Source organism: Streptomyces sp. NPDC001056, assembly GCF_053598955.1.
Window position 1 is genome coordinate 1 of sequence record NZ_JBSFLI010000016.1, and the last position, 16928, is coordinate 16928.

Here is a 16928-nt window from a genome sequence, read left to right on the forward strand (position 1 = left end):
ATGGTACTGCAGGGGGGACCCTGTGGGAGAGTAGGACGCCGCCGAACAATTTTTGGGAAAACCCCCGCACCAGTGGTGCGGGGGTTTTCTGCGTTCACGGCCGGTTCACGGCATCCTGATGCCCCCGAAGGGCGGGTCGGCACCGACTCAGAGCCGACCCGCCGCCTTCAGAGCCAGATACGCGTCCGCCAGAGCCGGCGCCAGATTCTCCGGAGTCGCGTCCACCACCGTGACACCGTGCCGGCGCAGCTTGTCCGCGGTGCGCTGACGTTCGTTCTGCGCCTGAGCCGCCGCCGCGGCCTCGTAGACCGACTCGGCGCTGCCCCGGGACTTTGCCATGCGGGCGATGTATGGGTCCGCCACCGCGGCGACCAGAACCGTATGGCGATGCGTGAGCTGCGGCAGGACGGGGAGCAGGCCCTGCTCCACGGGTGCCGCGTCCAACGTCGTGAGCAGCACGATGAGGGAACGTCGTGGCGCCGTACGAAGTGCCATGGAGGTCAGGCCCCGGCTGTCGGTCTCCACGAGTTCCGGCTCGATCGTGGCCATCGCGCCGACGAGGGAGGGCAGGAGCTCGTTCGCGGAGCGGCCCTGCACCAGAGACCGTACCCGGCGGTCGTAGGCGAGCAGGTCCACGCGGTCGCCGGCCCGGGAGGCGAGCGCCGCGAGAAGAAGGGCCGCGTCCATGGCGGCGTCCAGGCGCGGTGCGTCGCCCACCCGTCCGGCCGAGGTGCGGCCGGTGTCCAGGACGAGAAGGATGTGGCGGTCGCGTTCGGGGCGCCAGGTGCGCACGGCGACCGTGGACTGCCGGGCGGTGGCCCGCCAGTCGATCGAGCGGGTGTCGTCGCCGGGCACGTACTCGCGAAGACTGTCGAACTCCGTTCCCTCGCCGCGTGTCAAAACGCTTGTACGACCGTCGAGTTCACGCAATCGAGCGAGTTTCGACGGAAGATGCTTCCGGCTCGTGAACGGGGGCAGAACCCGTACAGACCAGGGCACCCGGTGGGCGCCCTGGCGGGAGAACAGCCCGAGGGGGCCGTAGGAGCGGATCGTCACGCGGTCCGCCTGGCGGTCGCCTCGGCGGGTAGGACGCAGCCGGGTGGTCACCCGTCGGCGCTCACCCGAAGGCACGGTCAGCCGGTGCCGGGACGACTCGACCTCCGTCCCGGGCAGCCAGCTGCTGGGCGGCCAGCCGTCCCGGAGCTGTGCCCGCAGCGTGCGGCGCGACGGGTTCGCGACCGTGAGTGTGACATCGGCGCCTTCACCGAGCCGGGCGGTGGTGTCGCCGGAGCGGTTCAGGACCAGGCGTCGTACGGGTGCGGCCAGCGCGAAGTCGCACGCGCAGGCCAGGGCCAGCGGGCCGTTGACCGCGAGGAGGCCCGTCCAGCCCGGTTCCAGGATGCCGACCGGGATGGAGCCGAGGGCCGCGAGCAGGGCGGCGCGTCCGGTGAGCGCCATCAGCGGGGGACCGGGACGTGGGCGAGGACGGCGTTGATGACCGAGTCGGCCGTCACGCCTTCCATCTCCGCCTCGGGACGCAGCTGGACGCGGTGGCGCAGAGTCGGCAGGGCGAGGGCCTTGACGTCGTCCGGGATGACATAGTCCCGGCCCGTCAGCCAGGCCCAGGCGCGAGCGGTGGACAGAAGGGCGGTGGCCCCGCGCGGGGACACACCCATGGTGAGGGAAGGGGATTCGCGAGTGGCACGGCAGATATCGACGACATAGGCCGTGATCTCGGGGGACACGGTCGTCCCGGCGACCGCGGCGCGGGCCGCCTCAAGGTCGGCGGGGCCGGCGACGGGCCGTATGCCCGCGGCGTGCAGATCGCGGGGGTCGAAGCCCGAGGCGTGCCGGGTGAGGACGTCGATCTCGTCCTCGCGGGACGGCAGCGGGATCGTGAGCTTGAGCAGGAACCGGTCCAGCTGGGCCTCGGGGAGGGGGTAGGTGCCCTCGTACTCGACCGGGTTCTGCGTCGCGGCGACGAGGAACGGCTCGGGGAGCTTGCGAGGGGTGCCGTCGACCGTGACCTGGCGTTCCTCCATGGCCTCCAGGAGGGAGGACTGGGTCTTGGGCGGGGTGCGGTTGATCTCGTCCGCGAGCAGCAGGTTGGTGAAGACCGGGCCGGGCTGGAAGGAGAACTCGGCGGTGCGGGTGTCGTAGACGAGGGAGCCGGTGACGTCGCTCGGCATCAGATCGGGGGTGAACTGGACGCGCTTGGTGTCGAGTTCGAGGGCGGAGGCGAGGGCGCGCACGAGCAGCGTCTTGGCGACTCCGGGGACGCCTTCGAGCAGGACGTGTCCGCGGCACAGGAGGGCGACGACGAGGCCGGTCACGGCGGGGTCCTGGCCGACCACGGCTTTGGCGATCTCGGCGCGCAGGGACTCCAGGGAGGCGCGGGGGTCGCCCGCGGCCTCGGCCGGCCCGGCGATGTCGGTGGTCGGGTCCGTCATGAACGGCGTACCTCTCTTTCGAGGGCGTCGAGTTGGTCGGTCAGTGCGATCAGGGCCGTGTCGTCGCCGGGCGGCGGCCCGAAGAGCAGGGAGCGCAGTTCCCGTCCGTCCCCGGCGAGATGGGCGGACAGGGCGGGGAGCAGGGCCTCGGGCGCGTGCGCCTGGGCGACGGGCACCCCGACGAGCGGGGCGAGGCGGGTGCGGGCGGCCGAGCGCAGCGCGGCGGCCGCGCGGTCGCGGGCGTTGGCCTTGCGGTAGAGGCGGGCGCGGCCTTCGGCGGTCTCGGAGGCGCGGATCGCGACGGGGAGTCGTTCGGGCACCAGTGGTCCGAAGCGGCGTCCCCGCCAGAAGGCGGCGAGCACGGCCGCGACGAACAGCTGGAGGGTGGCCCACAGCCAGCCCGAGGGGATCAGGTCGAGGAAGCTCTTGCGGTCGCCGTCGGCGGCGGGGGCGTCGGAGAGCGAGGGGAGGTACCAGACCAGATGGGGGCGGGAGCCGAGGAGCTGGAGGGCGAGCGAGGCGTTGCCCCGCTGGTCGAGGCGGTCGTTGTAGAGGATGTCGGGCGCGCCGAGCACGACGGTGTCGCCCCCGGAGGCGGCCGGGACGCGCAGCAGGGTGGCGAGGCGTGCGCTGGGGTAGCAGGAGTCGGCGTCGAGCCGGGTGGTGGTGTAGCGGATGCCGCCGGTGTCGGCGTCGCCCGCGCGCCGGGCCTCGGGCAGGGCGCAGCCGGGGGCCAGGGTGGTGCCCAGGCTGTCGGCGGGGTCGGCGCTGACGCCGGGGGCGAGCCGTCCGACGGACCAGCCGCTCGCCGCGACGAGGACGGTGCGCCCGCCGGAGGTCGCGGTCGCCCGGTGCAGTTCGGTCTGCTGGTTGTCGGTCAGGCGATCGGGGACGGCTATCAGGAGGGTGGTGTCGGGGCCGGCGGCGGCGCGGGCGGCGCGCAGGGTGGTGACCACGCGCGTGGTGACCCCGCGGTCGGCCAGCAACTGGGCGACGGCGTGGCTGCCGTAGGGGTCGGCGGAGCGCGGGTCCAGCGCGCCGTGCCGCTCGGCGGAGCGTACGGCGGCCATGGCGACGGCCGCGGCCAGGAGGAGGACGGCGGCGAGGACGATGCCTCGCGTCCGGGTCCACACGGTGCGGGCCGTGGGCGCGGTGGAGGTGGTGGGCGGCGCGGCCTCGGCGGTCACTCGGCGGCCCCCTGGCTGGTGCTGTGGGCCGTGTCGGCCGCGCTGTCGGCGTGGGCGGGCCTGGTGCGTTCCAGGTCGTGGTCGAGTTCGGCGAGGCGGCGGTACGACGGCTCGCTCGCGTCGCGTCCGCCGTATGTCACGTCGTCGAACTCGCGGGCCGCGGCGCGCAGTCGGCCGGTGTGTGCGGGCAGGGCGCGGCCGGCTTCGGCGGCGGCCTCGTCGGCGGTGCGGCCCGGCCGGATGTCGAGCACCGTGCGCTCCTCCAGGGAGCGGACGATGGCGCGCATGCGCTCCTGCACGGCCTGGCTCCAGTGGCCCTGGGCCGCGTGTGCCTCGCTGGCCGCGCGGTGTTCGGCGGCGCTGCGCGGGCCGTCGTCGAACAGGACGGCGGCGGCGCGGGTGGGGCGGCGGCGAGGGGTGCCCAGGCGCCACCACAGGGCGGCCAGGACGGCGACGATGAAGAGGATCACGACCCACAGTCCGACGGTGCCGCCGGGGGCCGGCGCGGACGCGCTGCGGAACAGGTCGCCGAGCCAGTTGCCGAGCGCCCTCAGGGCGCGTTCCCACAGGCTGGGGTCGTTCTCGTGGTACATGCGCTTGGCCAGCTCGCGCCGGGCCGCCTCGCGGGCGGGATCGCGTGGGACGGTCACCGGCGGCCCGTCCCCCGGGCCGCCCGCCGAGAGGACGGATGTGCCCGAGGCGCGCAGCAGGCCGTGTACGACTGCGGTCACGGCGCCGGGCCGGCCCGGCGCCGTGAACATTCCCCCCGTGAGAAGCACCCCGTCAGCTCCCCGGGACCAGGCCGGGGGCGCCGGTGGGAGCGCCCTGGACACCGGCGGCGCGGGCCAGTTCGAGGTCGAGTCCCTCGCGGCGGATGCGCTGGTCGATGTAGAGGAACACGGTGACGCAGGCGGAGATCGGCAGCGTGATGGTGGTGCCGATCACCGCGCCGATGCCGGCGATCATCAGGACGGTCCAGCTGACGTGTCCGCCGTTCTGGCCCAGCAGGCCGGACAGGCCGTCGCCGCCCGCGATCAGGGCGATGACGGTGAAGGGAATCGAGATCACCACCCTGACGACGGAGACGATGAGCCCGGCGAGCAGCTGGATGCCGAGGATGCGCCACCAGGAGCCGTGCACCAGCTTCGTGGAGCGGCGCAGGGACTGTATGACGCCCTGCTTCTCCAGCATCAGCGCGGGCGCGGCCAGGGAGAAGCGCACCGTCAGCCAGATGAGCACGACCATCCCGGCGAGGAAGCCGAGGATCAGGAGCGCGATTCCGGCGCCCCGGCTGCCGCCGAGGAATCCGATGGTGCCGGGGACCGAGGCGATGAGCATGATGCCGAAGCCCATGAGGAAGAGCAGGACCAGCTGGCCGAACAGCTTCCACAACTGCGGGCGGGCCTCGCGCCATGCCTCGCCCAGGGTGGCCGGCCTGCCGAGGACCGCCCGGCTGGTCACGCTCGTGAGCATCGCGGTGGCGATGAGCGTGCCGATCATGGTGATCAGGCCCAGGATTATGGAGCTGAGGAAGGACTCGCCCATGATGCGCAGGGCTTCGGTGGGCGTCATGGTCGGGTCGCCCAGGGAGGCCCGGGTGGCGGCCTTGTTCAGGAAGAGGCCCTGGACGAGGACCGCGGTGGTCTCCGTGACCAGCGCGAGCGTCAGGGATATGCCGAGGACCGTGCGCCAGTGGGTGCGCAGGGTGGAGACGGCGCCGTCGAGGATCTCGCCGACGCCGAGCGGGCGGAGCGGGATGACACCGGGCTTGGCCGCGGGCGGGGGGCCGCCCCAACCGCCGCCCCAGGCTCCGTAGCCGGGAGCGCCGTAGCCGCCGTACCCAGGGGGGCCTCCGTGGCCGCCGGGCGCGCCGGGGCCGCCCCAGCCGGGGCCGGGGGGCGGGGTCCGGCCAGGGGCACCGGTGGGCGCGGACCACTGGCCCGGTGGCGGCTGCTGGCCGGACCACTGCGCGCCTGGGCCCTGCGGCTGCGGGCCGGGTTGCGAGGCGGGCGCGCCGGGACCGGATCCGGGCTGGTCGGTGCTGTCGGACGCGCCGGGTTCCCGTCCCTCGGGCGTCGGGTCGGATCCGGGCGAGGCCCAGCCCGGAGTGTCTGTCATCGGAGCTCCTTCTCGGTGCCCGTCCGCGGTCGCGGCGGCAGGTTGGTGGACATCGTGCCATGGCTCGGTCAAGTCGGGTCCGGGCGAGGTGGGGGCCGGATGCCTTCAGTTGCCCGCGGTGTCCGGGGCAGACTGATCGCATGGCTGATCATCAGGCACGAAGCGGCGGGGACGAACGGCCGTCCGGAATACCGGCGATCCGATGGGAGGAACCACCCGAAGGTCCCGTACTGGTCCTTCTCGATCAGACGAGGCTTCCCGTGGAGGAGGTCGAGTTGGTGTGCACGGACGCGCCGGCGCTGGTGGAGGCGATCCGTTCGCTCGCCGTGCGCGGGGCGCCGCTGCTGGGGATCGCGGGGGCGTACGGCGTGGCGCTCGCCGCCGCGCGGGGCTTCGACGTGCCCGAGGCGGCACGCTCCATCGAGGAGGCGCGGCCCACCGCGGTGAACCTGTCCGTCGGCGTGCGCCGGGCGCGGGCCGCGCACGAGGCCGAGCTGGCCAGGAGCGGTGACCCGGCCGCGGCGGCCGAGGCGGCGCTGGCCGCGGCGCGGACGCTGCACCGGCAGGACGCGGAGGCCAGTGCCCGGATGGCGGTCCACGGTCTGGCGCTGCTGGACGAGCTGGTGCCCGGTGGCGGGCACCGGATCCTCACCCACTGCAACACCGGTGCGCTGGTGTCGGGCGGGGAGGGCACGGCCTTCGCGGTGGCGCTCGCGGCCCATCGCGCGGGGCGGCTGCGGCGGCTGTGGGTGGACGAGACGCGCCCACTGCTCCAGGGCGCGCGGCTGACGGCGTACGAGGCGGCCCGCAACGGCATGGCGTACTCCCTGCTCACCGACAACGCGGCGGGCTCGCTGTTCGCGGCGGGTGAGGTGGACGCGGTGCTGATCGGGGCGGACCGGATCGCGGCGGACGGCTCGGTGGCGAACAAAGTGGGCAGCTATCCGCTCGCCGTGCTCGCGCGCCACCACGGGGTGCCGTTCATCGTGGTGGCGCCGCTGACGACGATCGATCCGGGCACGCCCGACGGGGCGTCCATCGAGGTCGAGCAGCGGCCCGGCTTCGAGGTGACCGAGGTGATGGCACCGCAGGCGCAGGTGACGGGGCCCGGCGGCGGGGTCCCGGTGGCGCCGCTGGGGACGCGGGCGTACAACCCGGCGTTCGACGTGACGCCGCCCGAACTGGTGACGGCCATCGTCACCGAGGAGGGGGCCGTCACGCCCGTGTCGGCCGAGGCGCTCGCGGGCGTGTGCCGGCGGGCACGCGAGGCGGCGATCGGCTGATCGGAGCGCGGCGCCGGACCCGGGATCCGGCGCCGCGGGACGCCGGAGTGAGACGGTCAGGGGCAGACAGTGATGGCTCCGTACGACTATCGTCACCGGCCAGTGACCTCGCTCACCAGCGTCTCTGTCACTGTTACGAGAATGGGATGATGTCGTTTATGAAGGGACGAGTCCTTGTCGTCGACGACGACACCGCACTGGCCGAGATGCTCGGCATCGTGCTGCGTGGTGAAGGTTTTGAGCCGTCTTTCGTAGCCGACGGCGACAAGGCGCTGGCTGCGTTCCGTGAGACCAAGCCCGACCTGGTGCTGCTCGACCTGATGCTGCCCGGACGGGACGGTATCGAGGTGTGCCGGCTGATCCGGGCCGAGTCGGGCGTGCCGATCGTGATGCTCACGGCCAAGAGCGACACCGTCGATGTCGTGGTCGGCCTGGAGTCGGGCGCTGACGACTACATCGTCAAGCCGTTCAAGCCGAAGGAGCTGGTGGCGCGGATCCGGGCGCGGCTGCGGCGCTCCGAGGAGCCGGCGCCCGAGCAGCTGACCATCGGTGACCTGGTCATCGACGTGGCGGGGCACTCGGTGAAGCGGGACGGGCAGTCGATCGCGCTGACCCCGCTGGAGTTCGACCTTCTGGTCGCGCTCGCTCGCAAGCCCTGGCAGGTCTTCACCCGCGAGGTGCTGCTTGAGCAGGTGTGGGGCTACCGCCACGCCGCCGACACCCGCCTCGTCAACGTGCACGTCCAGCGGCTGCGTTCCAAGGTCGAGAAGGACCCGGAGCGGCCGGAGATCGTGGTGACCGTCCGTGGCGTCGGTTACAAGGCCGGACCGAGCTGACATGTCCGAGGACAGTGCCGTTTCGGGGTCCGGCCTGCCCGGGGAGCGCCCGAAGCGGCCTGTCGGCCGGACGGCGTCGGGTACGCGCGTCGGGCGGCTCTTCGAGGGCGGACTGCTGCGGGGCGGGGTGCAGGGGAGCCCGGTCCTGCGGCTCTTCCTGCGCTGGGTGCGCCGTCCGCTGCTGCCGGTGATGCGGCTGTGGCGGCGCAACATCCAGCTCAGGGTCGTCGCCACCACCCTGCTGATGTCCCTGGGCGTCGTCCTGCTGCTCGGCTTCGTCGTGATCGGGCAGGTACGCAACGGCCTGCTGGACGCGAAGGTGCACGCCTCGCAGAGCCAGGCCACGGGCGGCTTCGCGGTGGCCAAGCAGCGCGCCGACGAGGCGGCCGGCACCAACGGCACGGGCACCGGCACCGCGCCCGCCACCGCCGACGGCAGCACGGACGGCACCGCCGGCGCGGACGGACGGCCGACGCAGAACGTCATCCAGTGGATGAGCGACCTCGTGGAGTCGCTGTCCAGCGGCGGAGCGGGCGCCTTCGACGTGGTGACGCTGCCCGTCGGCGACGACAGCGGCGGCGGCCGCAGCCCGCGCGGCTCCGGCAACGTCAACCCGACCTCCAGCATCCCGGCCGACCTGCGCGACCGGGTCAACAGCGGCATGACGGCCGCCCAGAGCTACACCCGGATCGTCTACTCCAACGGCAAGGACCCGCAGCCCGCGCTGGTCATCGGCAAGCAGGTCAACGACCCGAACGGGCGGCCGTACGAGCTGTACTACCTCTTCCCGCTCACGCAGGAGGAGAAGTCCCTGAGCCTGGTCAAGGGCACCCTGGCGACCGCCGGACTGTTCGTCGTCGTGCTGCTCGGCGCCATCGCCTGGCTGGTGGTGCGGCAGGTCGTCACGCCGGTGCGGATGGCGGCCGGGATCGCCGAGCGGCTGTCCGCCGGGCGGCTCCAGGAGCGCATGAAGGTCACCGGCGAGGACGACATCGCCCGTCTCGGTGAGGCCTTCAACAAGATGGCGCAGAACCTCCAGGGCAAGATCCAGCAGCTGGAGGACCTGTCGCGGATGCAGCGCCGGTTCGTCTCGGACGTCTCGCACGAGCTGCGCACCCCGCTGACGACCGTCCGTATGGCCGCCGATGTGATCCATGAGGCGCGCGAGGACTTCGACCCGGTGACCGCGCGCTCCGCCGAGTTGCTCGCCGACCAGCTGGACCGTTTCGAGTCGCTGCTCGCGGACCTGCTGGAGATCAGCCGTTTCGACGCGGGCGCGGCGGCGCTGGAGGCCGAGCCGATCGACCTCAGGGAGGTCGTGCGGCGCGTGGTCGGCGGCGCCGAGCCGCTCGCCGAGCGCAAGGGCTCGCGGATCCGCGTGGTCGGCGACCTCCAGCCCGTGGTCGCGGAGGCCGACGCCCGGCGCGTGGAGCGGGTGCTGCGCAATCTCGTCGTCAATGCCGTCGAGCACGGCGAGGGCAAGGACGTCATCGTCAAGCTGGCCGCCGCGGGCGGCGCGGTCGCCGTCGCGGTGCGCGACTACGGCGTCGGGCTCAAGCCGGGCGAGGCGACCCGCGTGTTCAGCCGCTTCTGGCGGGCCGACCCGGCCCGCGCCCGCACCACCGGGGGCACCGGCCTCGGGCTGTCCATCGCCCTGGAGGACGCGCGGCTGCACGGCGGCTGGCTGCAGGCCTGGGGCGAGCCGGGCGGCGGCTCGCAGTTCCGGCTGACGCTGCCCCGGACCGCGGACGAGCCGCTGCGGGGCTCCCCGATACCGCTGGAGCCCAAGGACGCGCGCACCCGCCGTCGCCCCGAGGACCCCGGGACGCCGCGGCAGGAGAAGCGGGCGACCGTTCCGGCGCAGCAGGGCGGCGGCCATGCGCCCGCTCTTCCGTCGCACTCGCCCATCGCGCCCCGGCGGTCCGCCGCCGCCCCCGCCACCGACCCGACCGCGCTGCCCGGCAACGGCGCGCGCGTGGTGCCCCGGCCCACGGGGTCCGTACAGCGCCCGGAGGAGCGGTCCGCGGAGGATCCGGCGCCGGACGCGATGGCCGTACGACCGGAGTCCGGGCAGGGACCGGCGCGGCCGGATGACTCGACCGAGCCAGGGGAGGCATTTCGTGGGCGCTGACCGCGAGGGGGGCGTCCGGCGAAGGCCCGGGCGCGCGGCGGCGTACACCGCCTTGGGGGTCGTCCTGCTGGCCGGGTGCGCCTCGATGCCCGACAGCGGCGACCTGCGGAACGTGGAATCCACGCCCCGGCAGGACACCGGGGTACGGGTGTTCGCCATGCCGCCCGCCGACGACGCCAATCCCGGCGAGATCATGCAGGGCTTCCTGGAGGCGCTGACCAGCGACGACCCGGAGTACGACACGGCGCGCAAGTACCTGGCGAACGACGCCGCGCGCACCTGGCGGCCGGAGCGGTCGACCACGGTCCTCGCGAACGGGCCGAGCATCGAGACCGACTGCCGTGCGGGCAGCCGGGAGACGACCAACAGCGTCACCTGTGTGCTCACCGGCAACCGGGTGGCCACGGTCGATGCCCAGCAGGCGTACCAGCCCGCGGCCGGCACCTACCGCAGGAAGGTGCATCTGACGCGGGACGGCAAGACCGGGCAGTGGCGCATCGACGAGCTGCCCGACGGCGTGGTCATGGGCAAGTCGGACTTCCAGCGCAACTACACGTCCGTCGACAAGTACTACTTCGCCTCCGGTACGTCGGTCGGGTCGGCCGGGGAGCCGGTGGCGGTCGCCGATCCGGTGTTCGTGCGCAGCAAGGTCGACCCGATGACGCAGATGGTCCGCTCGCTGCTGAACGGGCCGTCCAGATGGCTCGATCCGGTGGTGCGCTCCAGCTTCCCGACCGGTACGGCCTTGCAGAAGGGCGTGTCGGGGCTGGCGCCGGACGACCAGAACCGGTTGACGGTGCCCCTGAACCTCGGCGAGTCGCGCATCGCGCCGTCCAAGTGCACGGAGATGGCCACCCAGCTGCTGTTCACGCTGCGGAATCTGGCGCCGACCCTGGAGTCCGTCGAACTGCGGGGCACCGGCGACCGCCGGCTGTGCGATCTGACCGAGGAGCGCGCCGAGTCCGCCGCCTGGCACGGGTCGGCGAAGCGGCCCGAATACCTGTACTACGTCGACGGCAAGCACCGGCTGGTGCGGATGCCGACCGGGAGCACCGGCACCGGGTCCGTACCGGTGCCCGGCGCGCTCGGCGAGGGTGACAGGACGCTGCGGTCGGTGGCGGTGTCACGGGACGAGCACAGCGTGGCCGCGGTCGACAACGACGGCGCGTCGCTGCACGTCACGTCGCTGACCTCGGACGGCTCGCTCGGCAGCGCGCTGGTCACCAGCAAGGGCGCGACCCCCGACGAGCGGCTGACCACCCCGAGCTGGGACGCCCGCGGCGACCTGTGGGTGGCCGACCGAGACCGGCAGGACGCGGCCCTGTACGTCGTGGAGCACGGCGCCGCCAAGGCGGAGAAGGTCACCGTCCCGGACCTGCCCGGCCGTATCAAGGACGTCCGGGTGGCCGCCGACGGTGTGCGCGTCGCGCTGGTCGTGGAGAAGGACGGCAAGCAGTCCCTGTTGATCGGCCGGATCGAGCGCGAGGACGGGACCGGGGAGGCGCCCTCGGTGGTCGAACTGCGTTCCGCCGCGCCCGACTTGGAGGAGGTCGACACCATGACCTGGGCCGGGGACAGCAGGCTGCTGGTGGTCGGCCAGGAGCAGGGTGGCGTGCAGCAGATGCGCTACGTCCAGGTCGACGGCGCCACGCTCGACGGCCCGGCGCCCGGCACGCTGCCGGGAGTGAAGGCGATCGCCGCGTCCGAGGACGACCGGGTGCCGCTGGTGGCCTACTCGGACGACGGGATCGTCCGGCTGCCGACCGGGGCGCAGTGGCAGAAGGTGGACAAGGACGGGACGGCGCCGGTTTATCCGGGCTGAGGTGTCGGGGCCGGGCCGCCACCAGCCCGGCTGGATGGCCTGAGCAGGGCTGAGGCGCGGGCCCGCGTAGGACTGGTCCCGGGCGGGCGTGGGCCTGTGTGGGGCTGAGCCGCGGGTACGCGGGCCTGTGCGGGCCTGGACGGGGCTGCGCCGGCCCGGGCGGCGTCCCTGGTCGGAGGCCCGGTCAGCGGTCTGTGTGAGTTGTCCACAGGCCGTTGTCCACAGGGGTGGTGAGCCCGCCCCGGCCTTGGCACAGTGGTGGTCATGCGGGGGTGGTGGCGGGACCTCACCGACCTGGTGCTGCCGACCGACTGCGCGGGCTGCGGAGCACTTCGTACGACGCTCTGCGCGCGCTGCCGGACGGCGCTGACCGGGGGTGTGCCGCGACGGGTGCGGCCACTGCCGGAGCCCCCCGGGCTGCCGGTGGTGTACGCGTCGGCTCCGTACGCGGAGGCGGTGCGCGCGCTCCTCCTCGCGCACAAGGAGCGGGGCGCGCTGACGCTCACGGGCGCGCTGGGTACGGCCTTGGCGGGGGCCGTGCGGGCGGGCCTCGGCGGGCTGGCCGGGGCGGGGCCTCCGGCGAGCAGGGCCACCGGGGCCGGTGCCACCGGGACCGGTGCCTCCGGGACCGTCGTGCTCGTGCCCGTGCCCTCCGCCCGGTGGGCCGTGCGGGCGCGGGGGCACGATCCGGTACGGCGGATGGCGCTCGCCGCGGCCGGGGAGCTGCGGCGCACCGGGACGCCGGCCCGGGTCGCGGCGGTGCTGCGTCAGCGCAGACCCGTGGCGGACCAGGCGGGGCTGGACGCGCGGCGGCGCCTGGCGAACCTCGCCGGCGCGCTGGAGGTCACGACGGGCGGGGACCGGCTGCTCGCCGGCGGCCGGGTGGTGCTCGTGGACGACCTCGTCACCACCGGTGCCAGCCTCGCGGAGGCGGCGCGGGCGCTGCGGGAGGCGCCCGTATCGCACTCCGGCGGACGAAATGAGGTGTCAAGTGTCGTGTACGGGAACGCAACTCGGGAAGGAAGGGAGGAACGAAGCGCCGGGGCACGACCGGAGAAGGGTGAGTGGGTGCATGGTGCAGCGAAAAAGACGGCGCTGAACGCCTTCGAGCAGCCGTTGCGCGCGGCCGTGATCGCCGCTCCTGCGGATTCTTTCGAAATAAACAGGAACTGACCGCCTACCTGCGTCGTTGCAGATAGTGAGAGGGCTAATTCATCTGAACGGAGGTACGCGGCGGTAGAGGGTGACGACAGCCGTCCGGGCGAGATATGTTCGGGTGTGAGGAAAGAGGCGCAGGCCACACCTCTCATATCCGAATGCCGTGCTGCGGGTTTTCCGCAATCACCCGCGCGTGGGATGGACATCCCGCCCTTGGGGGAGGAGGAGGTGGACGTCACCGAGTCCGAGGTCCGGTGCCCACCGGACCTGGTGCGAAAGGGAGATGCTCCGCCGAAGCAGCGGAGCGATCCGGGAACGGAGTTCTGCGTGGACATCGTCGTCAAAGGCCGCAAGACCGAGGTGCCTGAGCGGTTCCGCAAGCACGTGGCCGAGAAGCTGAAGCTGGAGAAGATCCAGAAGCTCGATGGCAAGGTGATCAGCCTCGACGTCGAGGTGTCCAAGGAGCCCAACCCTCGACAGGCCGACCGCTGCGACCGAGTGGAGATCACGCTCCGCTCCCGTGGCCCGGTGATCCGGGCGGAGGCGGCCGCCAGCGATCCGTACGCGGCGCTGGACATGGCGGCGGAGAAGCTGGACGCGCGGTTGCGCAAGCAGCACGACAAGCGGTTCTCGCGCCGGGGCGCACGCCGGATCTCGGCGGCAGAGGTTCCCGACCACGTACCGGGCGCGGCGACGCTGAACGGGAACGGCCTCCCGGTGGGGGAGGACGAGACGGACGGAGTGCCGACCACGAAGATCGGCTCGCTTGAGGTCAAGGGCGAAGGTCCCCTCGTCGTCCGTGAGAAGACGCACGTCGCCTCCCCGATGAGCCTCGACCAGGCCCTCTACGAGATGGAACTGGTCGGCCATGATTTCTACTTGTTCGTCGACTCCGAGACGAAGGAACCGAGCGTCGTCTACCGGCGCCACGCCTACGACTACGGCGTGATCCACCTCAGCACGGACCCGATGGTCGCCGAGGCGCAGCCCCCAGCGGCAGGGGGCACGCTGGGCGGCTGACCGCCCGGGGTCCCAACCGGAACGGTGCCCCTGGAGCGCGTGTGCGCCCCCGGGGCACCCGTGTGCGACCAGTTCACGCCGCGCACGGCGCCTCGGTGTCGTTCCGGCATGAAATCATGGACGCAAGGGCCCAACCGGTGGGCCGCTGCCTTGGGTTGGCGATGGCACGGGACCACACAGGCCACAGCCTTCAGGGGGAGGAACGATGGCGGACACCTTCGGACCGATGCGGAGCGAGGAGGCCGACGACACCGACCACGGTGTGCTCGGCATGGGCCCCGGCGGGGGCTCGCCACGCGAGGAACCGATCAGAGTCCTGGTGGTGGACGACCACGCGCTCTTCCGGCGCGGCCTGGAGATCGTGCTCGCGGCCGAGGAGGACATCCAGGTCGTCGGCGAGGCGGGTGACGGGGCCGAGGCCGTCGACAAGGCCGCCGATCTGCTCCCGGACATCGTGCTGATGGACGTCCGGATGCCCCGGAGGGGCGGGATCGAGGCGTGCACCTCCATCAAGGAGGTGGCCCCCAGCGCGAAGATCATCATGCTGACGATCAGCGACGAGGAGGCCGACCTCTACGACGCGATCAAGGCGGGCGCGACGGGATACCTGCTCAAGGAGATCTCCACCGACGAGGTGGCGACCGCCATCCGCGCGGTCGCCGACGGACAGTCGCAGATCAGCCCGTCCATGGCGTCGAAACTCCTCACCGAGTTCAAGTCGATGATCCAGCGCACCGACGAGCGCCGGCTGGTGCCCGCGCCCCGGCTGACCGACCGTGAACTGGAAGTCCTCAAACTCGTGGCCACCGGGATGAACAACCGGGATATCGCCAAGGAGTTGTTCATCTCCGAGAACACCGTGAAGAACCACGTCCGCAACATCCTGGAGAAACTGCAGCTGCACTCCCGCATGGAGGCCGTGGTCTACGCGATGCGGGAGAAGATCCTGGAGATCCGCTAGCCGCCGGGCACCGGGGCTAGTCGAGGGCGCGGGCGAGTTCCGCGGTGAGCGGTCCGCGCAGGGCGGGGGCGTCCACGCGCTCCACCCGGACGTTCGTGCAGTCGACCCACGTGGCGGCCTCCAGCAGGGCCTGGGCGACCGCCGGGACCGCCTTGGGGCCGTCCAGGGTGACCTGCCGGGCCACCAGGGTGCGGCCCTCCCGAGCAGGGTCGACACGCCCGACCAGCCGGCCGCCCGCGAGCACCGGCATGGCGAAGTAGCCGTACACCCGCTTGGGCTTCGGGACGTACGCCTCCAGGCGGTGGGTGAAGCCGAAGATCCGTTCCGTGCGCGCCCGTTCCCAGATCAGCGAGTCGAACGGCGACAGCAGGGTGGTGCGGTGGCGGCCGCGCGGCGGGGTCGCCAGGGCCGCCGGGTCCGCCCAGGCCGGCCGGCCCCAGCCCTCGACCTCGACCGGCACCAGGCCGGAGTCCGCGATCACCGCGTCCACCTGATCGCCCCTGAGCCGGTGGTAGTCGGCGATGTCCGCGCGGGTGCCCACGCCCAGGGACTCGCCGGCCAGCCGGACCAGACGGCGCAGGCACTCGGCGTCGTCCAGCTCGTCGTGCAGCAGGGACGCGGGGACGGCGCGCTCGGCGAGGTCGTACACCCGCTTCCAGCCGCGGCGTTCGACGCACACCACCTCGCCGTACATCAGGGCTCGTTCGACCGCGACCTTGGTGCCGGACCAGTCCCACCACTCGCTGGTCCGCTTCGCGCCGCCCAGTTCGGTCGCGGTCAGCGGGCCCTCGGTGTGCAGCTGCTTGACGACCTGTTCGTAGGCGCCGTCGGGGAGTTGGTGGTTCCAGTGCGGGCGGTCGCGGTAGGCGCGGCGGCGGAAGGCGAAGTGCGGCCACTCCTCGACGGGCAGGATGCAGGCGGCATGCGACCAGTACTCGAAGGCGTGCGTGTCCCGCCAGTAGGCGTCCTCGACCGTCTTGCGGCCGACCGCGCCGAGGCGGGCGTACGGCACCAGTTCGTGCGAGCGGGCGAGGACCGAGATGGTGTCGAGCTGGACCGCGCCGAGGTGGCGCAGCACCCCGCGCACCCCGGCCCGCCGGTCGGGCGCGCCGAGCAGGCCCTGGGCCCGCAGGGCGATACGGCGGGCGTCGTCCGCGGTGAGCATGGTGGTCGGGCGCGGCAGGGTCGTCATGCCTCGGACGATAGAGGGCGGCACTGACAACCCGTGCCGAGAGGCGGTCACCGCCCGGGGCCCGGCAGATACGGGGCCGTGGAGGGCAGGCCGAGGTCCGAGGGGAGCAGGGAGGCGATCCAGCAGTCCCGCCGTACCCCCTTGTTGTTGATGGCGGAGCGCAGGGTGCCCTCCAGGGTGAAGCCCGCGCGTTCGGCGACCCCGCGCGAGCCGTGGTTGCCGACCTCGGCGCGCCACTCGACCCGGTCCACGCCCAGGTCGGTGAAGATCCAGCGGCACGCGGTGAGCACGGCCTCGGTGACGTAGCCTCGGCCGCGGTGCTCCTTGGCGGCCCAGAAACCGACCTCCGCCGCGGCCGGCCCGCGCATGGACAGGCTGAGCATGCCCGCCAGCTCCCCGCCGGCGAGGAAGATCCCCCAGGTGAACATCGAACCGTTCGCCCAGCCGTCCGGGACCATCTCGTGCGTGAAGCCACGGGCGTGCTCGGGCAGGTACGGGGAGGGGATCGTGGTCCAGCGCCGGATGTCGGAGTCCTGGGCGGCCTCGTACACGGCCTCGGTGTCGGCCGGTCCGACGGCGCGCAGACGGAGACGGCCGGTGGTGAGCGTGACGGGTTCCATCGGGCGATTTTGCTCCTGCCGCCCCGCAGGGGCCATCGTTTTCCGCGATCCGTGAGCGCGCGATCACATTTCGCACAAATCCCTGCGCGGATGCGGCACTATCCGGATATCCGGTCCGTTGTTCCTGTGAAGCAGCGGCCGGGGCGCCAG

Annotated in this window: 14 protein-coding genes; 7 read left to right on the forward strand and 7 right to left on the reverse strand. The window is 72.9% G+C overall.

Going from position 1 to position 16928, the window contains the following annotated elements; genetic code table 11:
• Positions 1–147 precede the first annotated feature (147 nt).
• From ACWDD7_RS19860 to ACWDD7_RS19880, 5 genes are read right to left on the reverse strand one after another with little or no spacing between them, the layout of a single operon-like run.
• Positions 148–1458 carry a DUF58 domain-containing protein gene (locus ACWDD7_RS19860; RefSeq protein ID WP_351881374.1) on the reverse strand — a complete coding sequence of 437 codons (1311 nt, stop codon included), beginning with the start codon at positions 1456–1458 and terminating at the stop codon, positions 148–150.
• Entirely contained in the window at positions 1458–2450 is a 993-nt protein-coding gene (locus ACWDD7_RS19865; protein ID WP_351881377.1) for an AAA family ATPase, read from the reverse strand. Before ACWDD7_RS19865 ends, ACWDD7_RS19860 begins: the two co-directional genes overlap by 1 nt.
• On the reverse strand, positions 2447–3637 hold the full coding sequence (locus ACWDD7_RS19870) for a DUF4350 domain-containing protein (protein ID WP_351881380.1): 1191 nt from the start codon (positions 3635–3637) through the stop codon (positions 2447–2449). The genes ACWDD7_RS19865 and ACWDD7_RS19870 overlap by 4 nt, the downstream gene beginning before the upstream one ends.
• A complete protein-coding gene (locus ACWDD7_RS19875; protein ID WP_450458381.1) occupies positions 3634–4398 on the reverse strand; it encodes a DUF4129 domain-containing protein in 765 nt (254 codons plus the stop codon). Before ACWDD7_RS19875 ends, ACWDD7_RS19870 begins: the two co-directional genes overlap by 4 nt.
• Before the next feature lie 22 nt (positions 4399–4420).
• A complete protein-coding gene (locus tag ACWDD7_RS19880) occupies positions 4421–5755 on the reverse strand; it encodes a glycerophosphoryl diester phosphodiesterase membrane domain-containing protein (RefSeq protein ID WP_450458279.1) in 1335 nt (444 codons plus the stop codon).
• A gap of 140 nt (positions 5756–5895) precedes the next feature.
• On the opposite strand from ACWDD7_RS19880, the gene mtnA reads away from it, so the two are divergent.
• The 7 genes from mtnA to ACWDD7_RS19915 all read left to right on the forward strand — a co-directional run bounded on the left by mtnA (position 5896) and on the right by ACWDD7_RS19915 (position 14966).
• A complete protein-coding gene (gene mtnA, locus ACWDD7_RS19885; RefSeq protein WP_450458280.1) occupies positions 5896–7038 on the forward strand; it encodes an S-methyl-5-thioribose-1-phosphate isomerase in 1143 nt (380 codons plus the stop codon).
• 146 nt (positions 7039–7184) lie between these two features.
• Entirely contained in the window at positions 7185–7874 is a 690-nt protein-coding gene (mtrA, locus tag ACWDD7_RS19890) for a two-component system response regulator MtrA (protein ID WP_191870552.1), read from the forward strand.
• A 1-nt stretch (position 7875) separates the two neighbouring features.
• Positions 7876–10005, forward strand: a complete 2130-nt coding sequence (mtrB, locus tag ACWDD7_RS19895) for an MtrAB system histidine kinase MtrB (protein WP_450458281.1) — start codon at positions 7876–7878, stop codon at positions 10003–10005.
• Positions 9995–11827: an LpqB family beta-propeller domain-containing protein gene (locus tag ACWDD7_RS19900; RefSeq protein WP_450458282.1), complete on the forward strand. Its 1833-nt coding sequence runs from the start codon at positions 9995–9997 to the stop codon at positions 11825–11827. The genes mtrB and ACWDD7_RS19900 overlap by 11 nt, the downstream gene beginning before the upstream one ends.
• 264 nt (positions 11828–12091) lie before the next feature.
• A complete protein-coding gene (locus tag ACWDD7_RS19905) occupies positions 12092–13000 on the forward strand; it encodes a ComF family protein (RefSeq protein WP_450458283.1) in 909 nt (302 codons plus the stop codon).
• A gap of 312 nt (positions 13001–13312) precedes the next feature.
• Positions 13313–14005, forward strand: a complete 693-nt coding sequence (hpf, locus tag ACWDD7_RS19910; RefSeq protein ID WP_285562396.1) for a ribosome hibernation-promoting factor, HPF/YfiA family — start codon at positions 13313–13315, stop codon at positions 14003–14005.
• 205 nt (positions 14006–14210) lie between these two features.
• The gene (locus ACWDD7_RS19915; RefSeq protein ID WP_351875120.1) at positions 14211–14966 is read left to right on the forward strand and encodes a response regulator transcription factor; all 756 of its coding nucleotides are present in this window, start codon (positions 14211–14213) and stop codon (positions 14964–14966) included.
• A gap of 16 nt (positions 14967–14982) precedes the next feature.
• On the opposite strand, the gene ACWDD7_RS19920 is transcribed toward ACWDD7_RS19915, so the two are convergent.
• Both ACWDD7_RS19920 and ACWDD7_RS19925 read right to left on the reverse strand, forming a co-directional pair.
• Complete coding sequence (locus tag ACWDD7_RS19920) at positions 14983–16158, reverse strand: winged helix-turn-helix domain-containing protein (RefSeq protein WP_450458284.1); 1176 nt, start codon at positions 16156–16158, stop codon at positions 14983–14985.
• A 47-nt stretch (positions 16159–16205) separates the two neighbouring features.
• Entirely contained in the window at positions 16206–16778 is a 573-nt protein-coding gene (locus ACWDD7_RS19925) for a GNAT family N-acetyltransferase (RefSeq protein WP_450458285.1), read from the reverse strand.
• Between the last annotated feature and the right edge of the window lie 150 nt (positions 16779–16928).

Coding starts and splice junctions, on each gene's coding strand:
- ACWDD7_RS19860 (WP_351881374.1), bottom strand. CDS start 1,458: ATGGCGCTCACCGGACGCGCCGCCCTGCTCGCGGCCCTCGGCTCCATC.
- ACWDD7_RS19865 (WP_351881377.1), bottom strand. CDS start 2,450: ATGACGGACCCGACCACCGACATCGCCGGGCCGGCCGAGGCCGCGGGC.
- ACWDD7_RS19875 (WP_450458381.1), bottom strand. CDS start 4,398: ATGTTCACGGCGCCGGGCCGGCCCGGCGCCGTGACCGCAGTCGTACAC.
- ACWDD7_RS19880 (WP_450458279.1), bottom strand. CDS start 5,755: ATGACAGACACTCCGGGCTGGGCCTCGCCCGGATCCGACCCGACGCCC.
- mtnA (WP_450458280.1), top strand. CDS start 5,896: ATGGCTGATCATCAGGCACGAAGCGGCGGGGACGAACGGCCGTCCGGA.
- mtrA (WP_191870552.1), top strand. CDS start 7,185: ATGATGTCGTTTATGAAGGGACGAGTCCTTGTCGTCGACGACGACACC.
- mtrB (WP_450458281.1), top strand. CDS start 7,876: ATGTCCGAGGACAGTGCCGTTTCGGGGTCCGGCCTGCCCGGGGAGCGC.
- ACWDD7_RS19905 (WP_450458283.1), top strand. CDS start 12,092: ATGCGGGGGTGGTGGCGGGACCTCACCGACCTGGTGCTGCCGACCGAC.
- ACWDD7_RS19915 (WP_351875120.1), top strand. CDS start 14,211: ATGGCGGACACCTTCGGACCGATGCGGAGCGAGGAGGCCGACGACACC.
- ACWDD7_RS19920 (WP_450458284.1), bottom strand. CDS start 16,158: ATGACGACCCTGCCGCGCCCGACCACCATGCTCACCGCGGACGACGCC.
- ACWDD7_RS19925 (WP_450458285.1), bottom strand. CDS start 16,778: ATGGAACCCGTCACGCTCACCACCGGCCGTCTCCGTCTGCGCGCCGTC.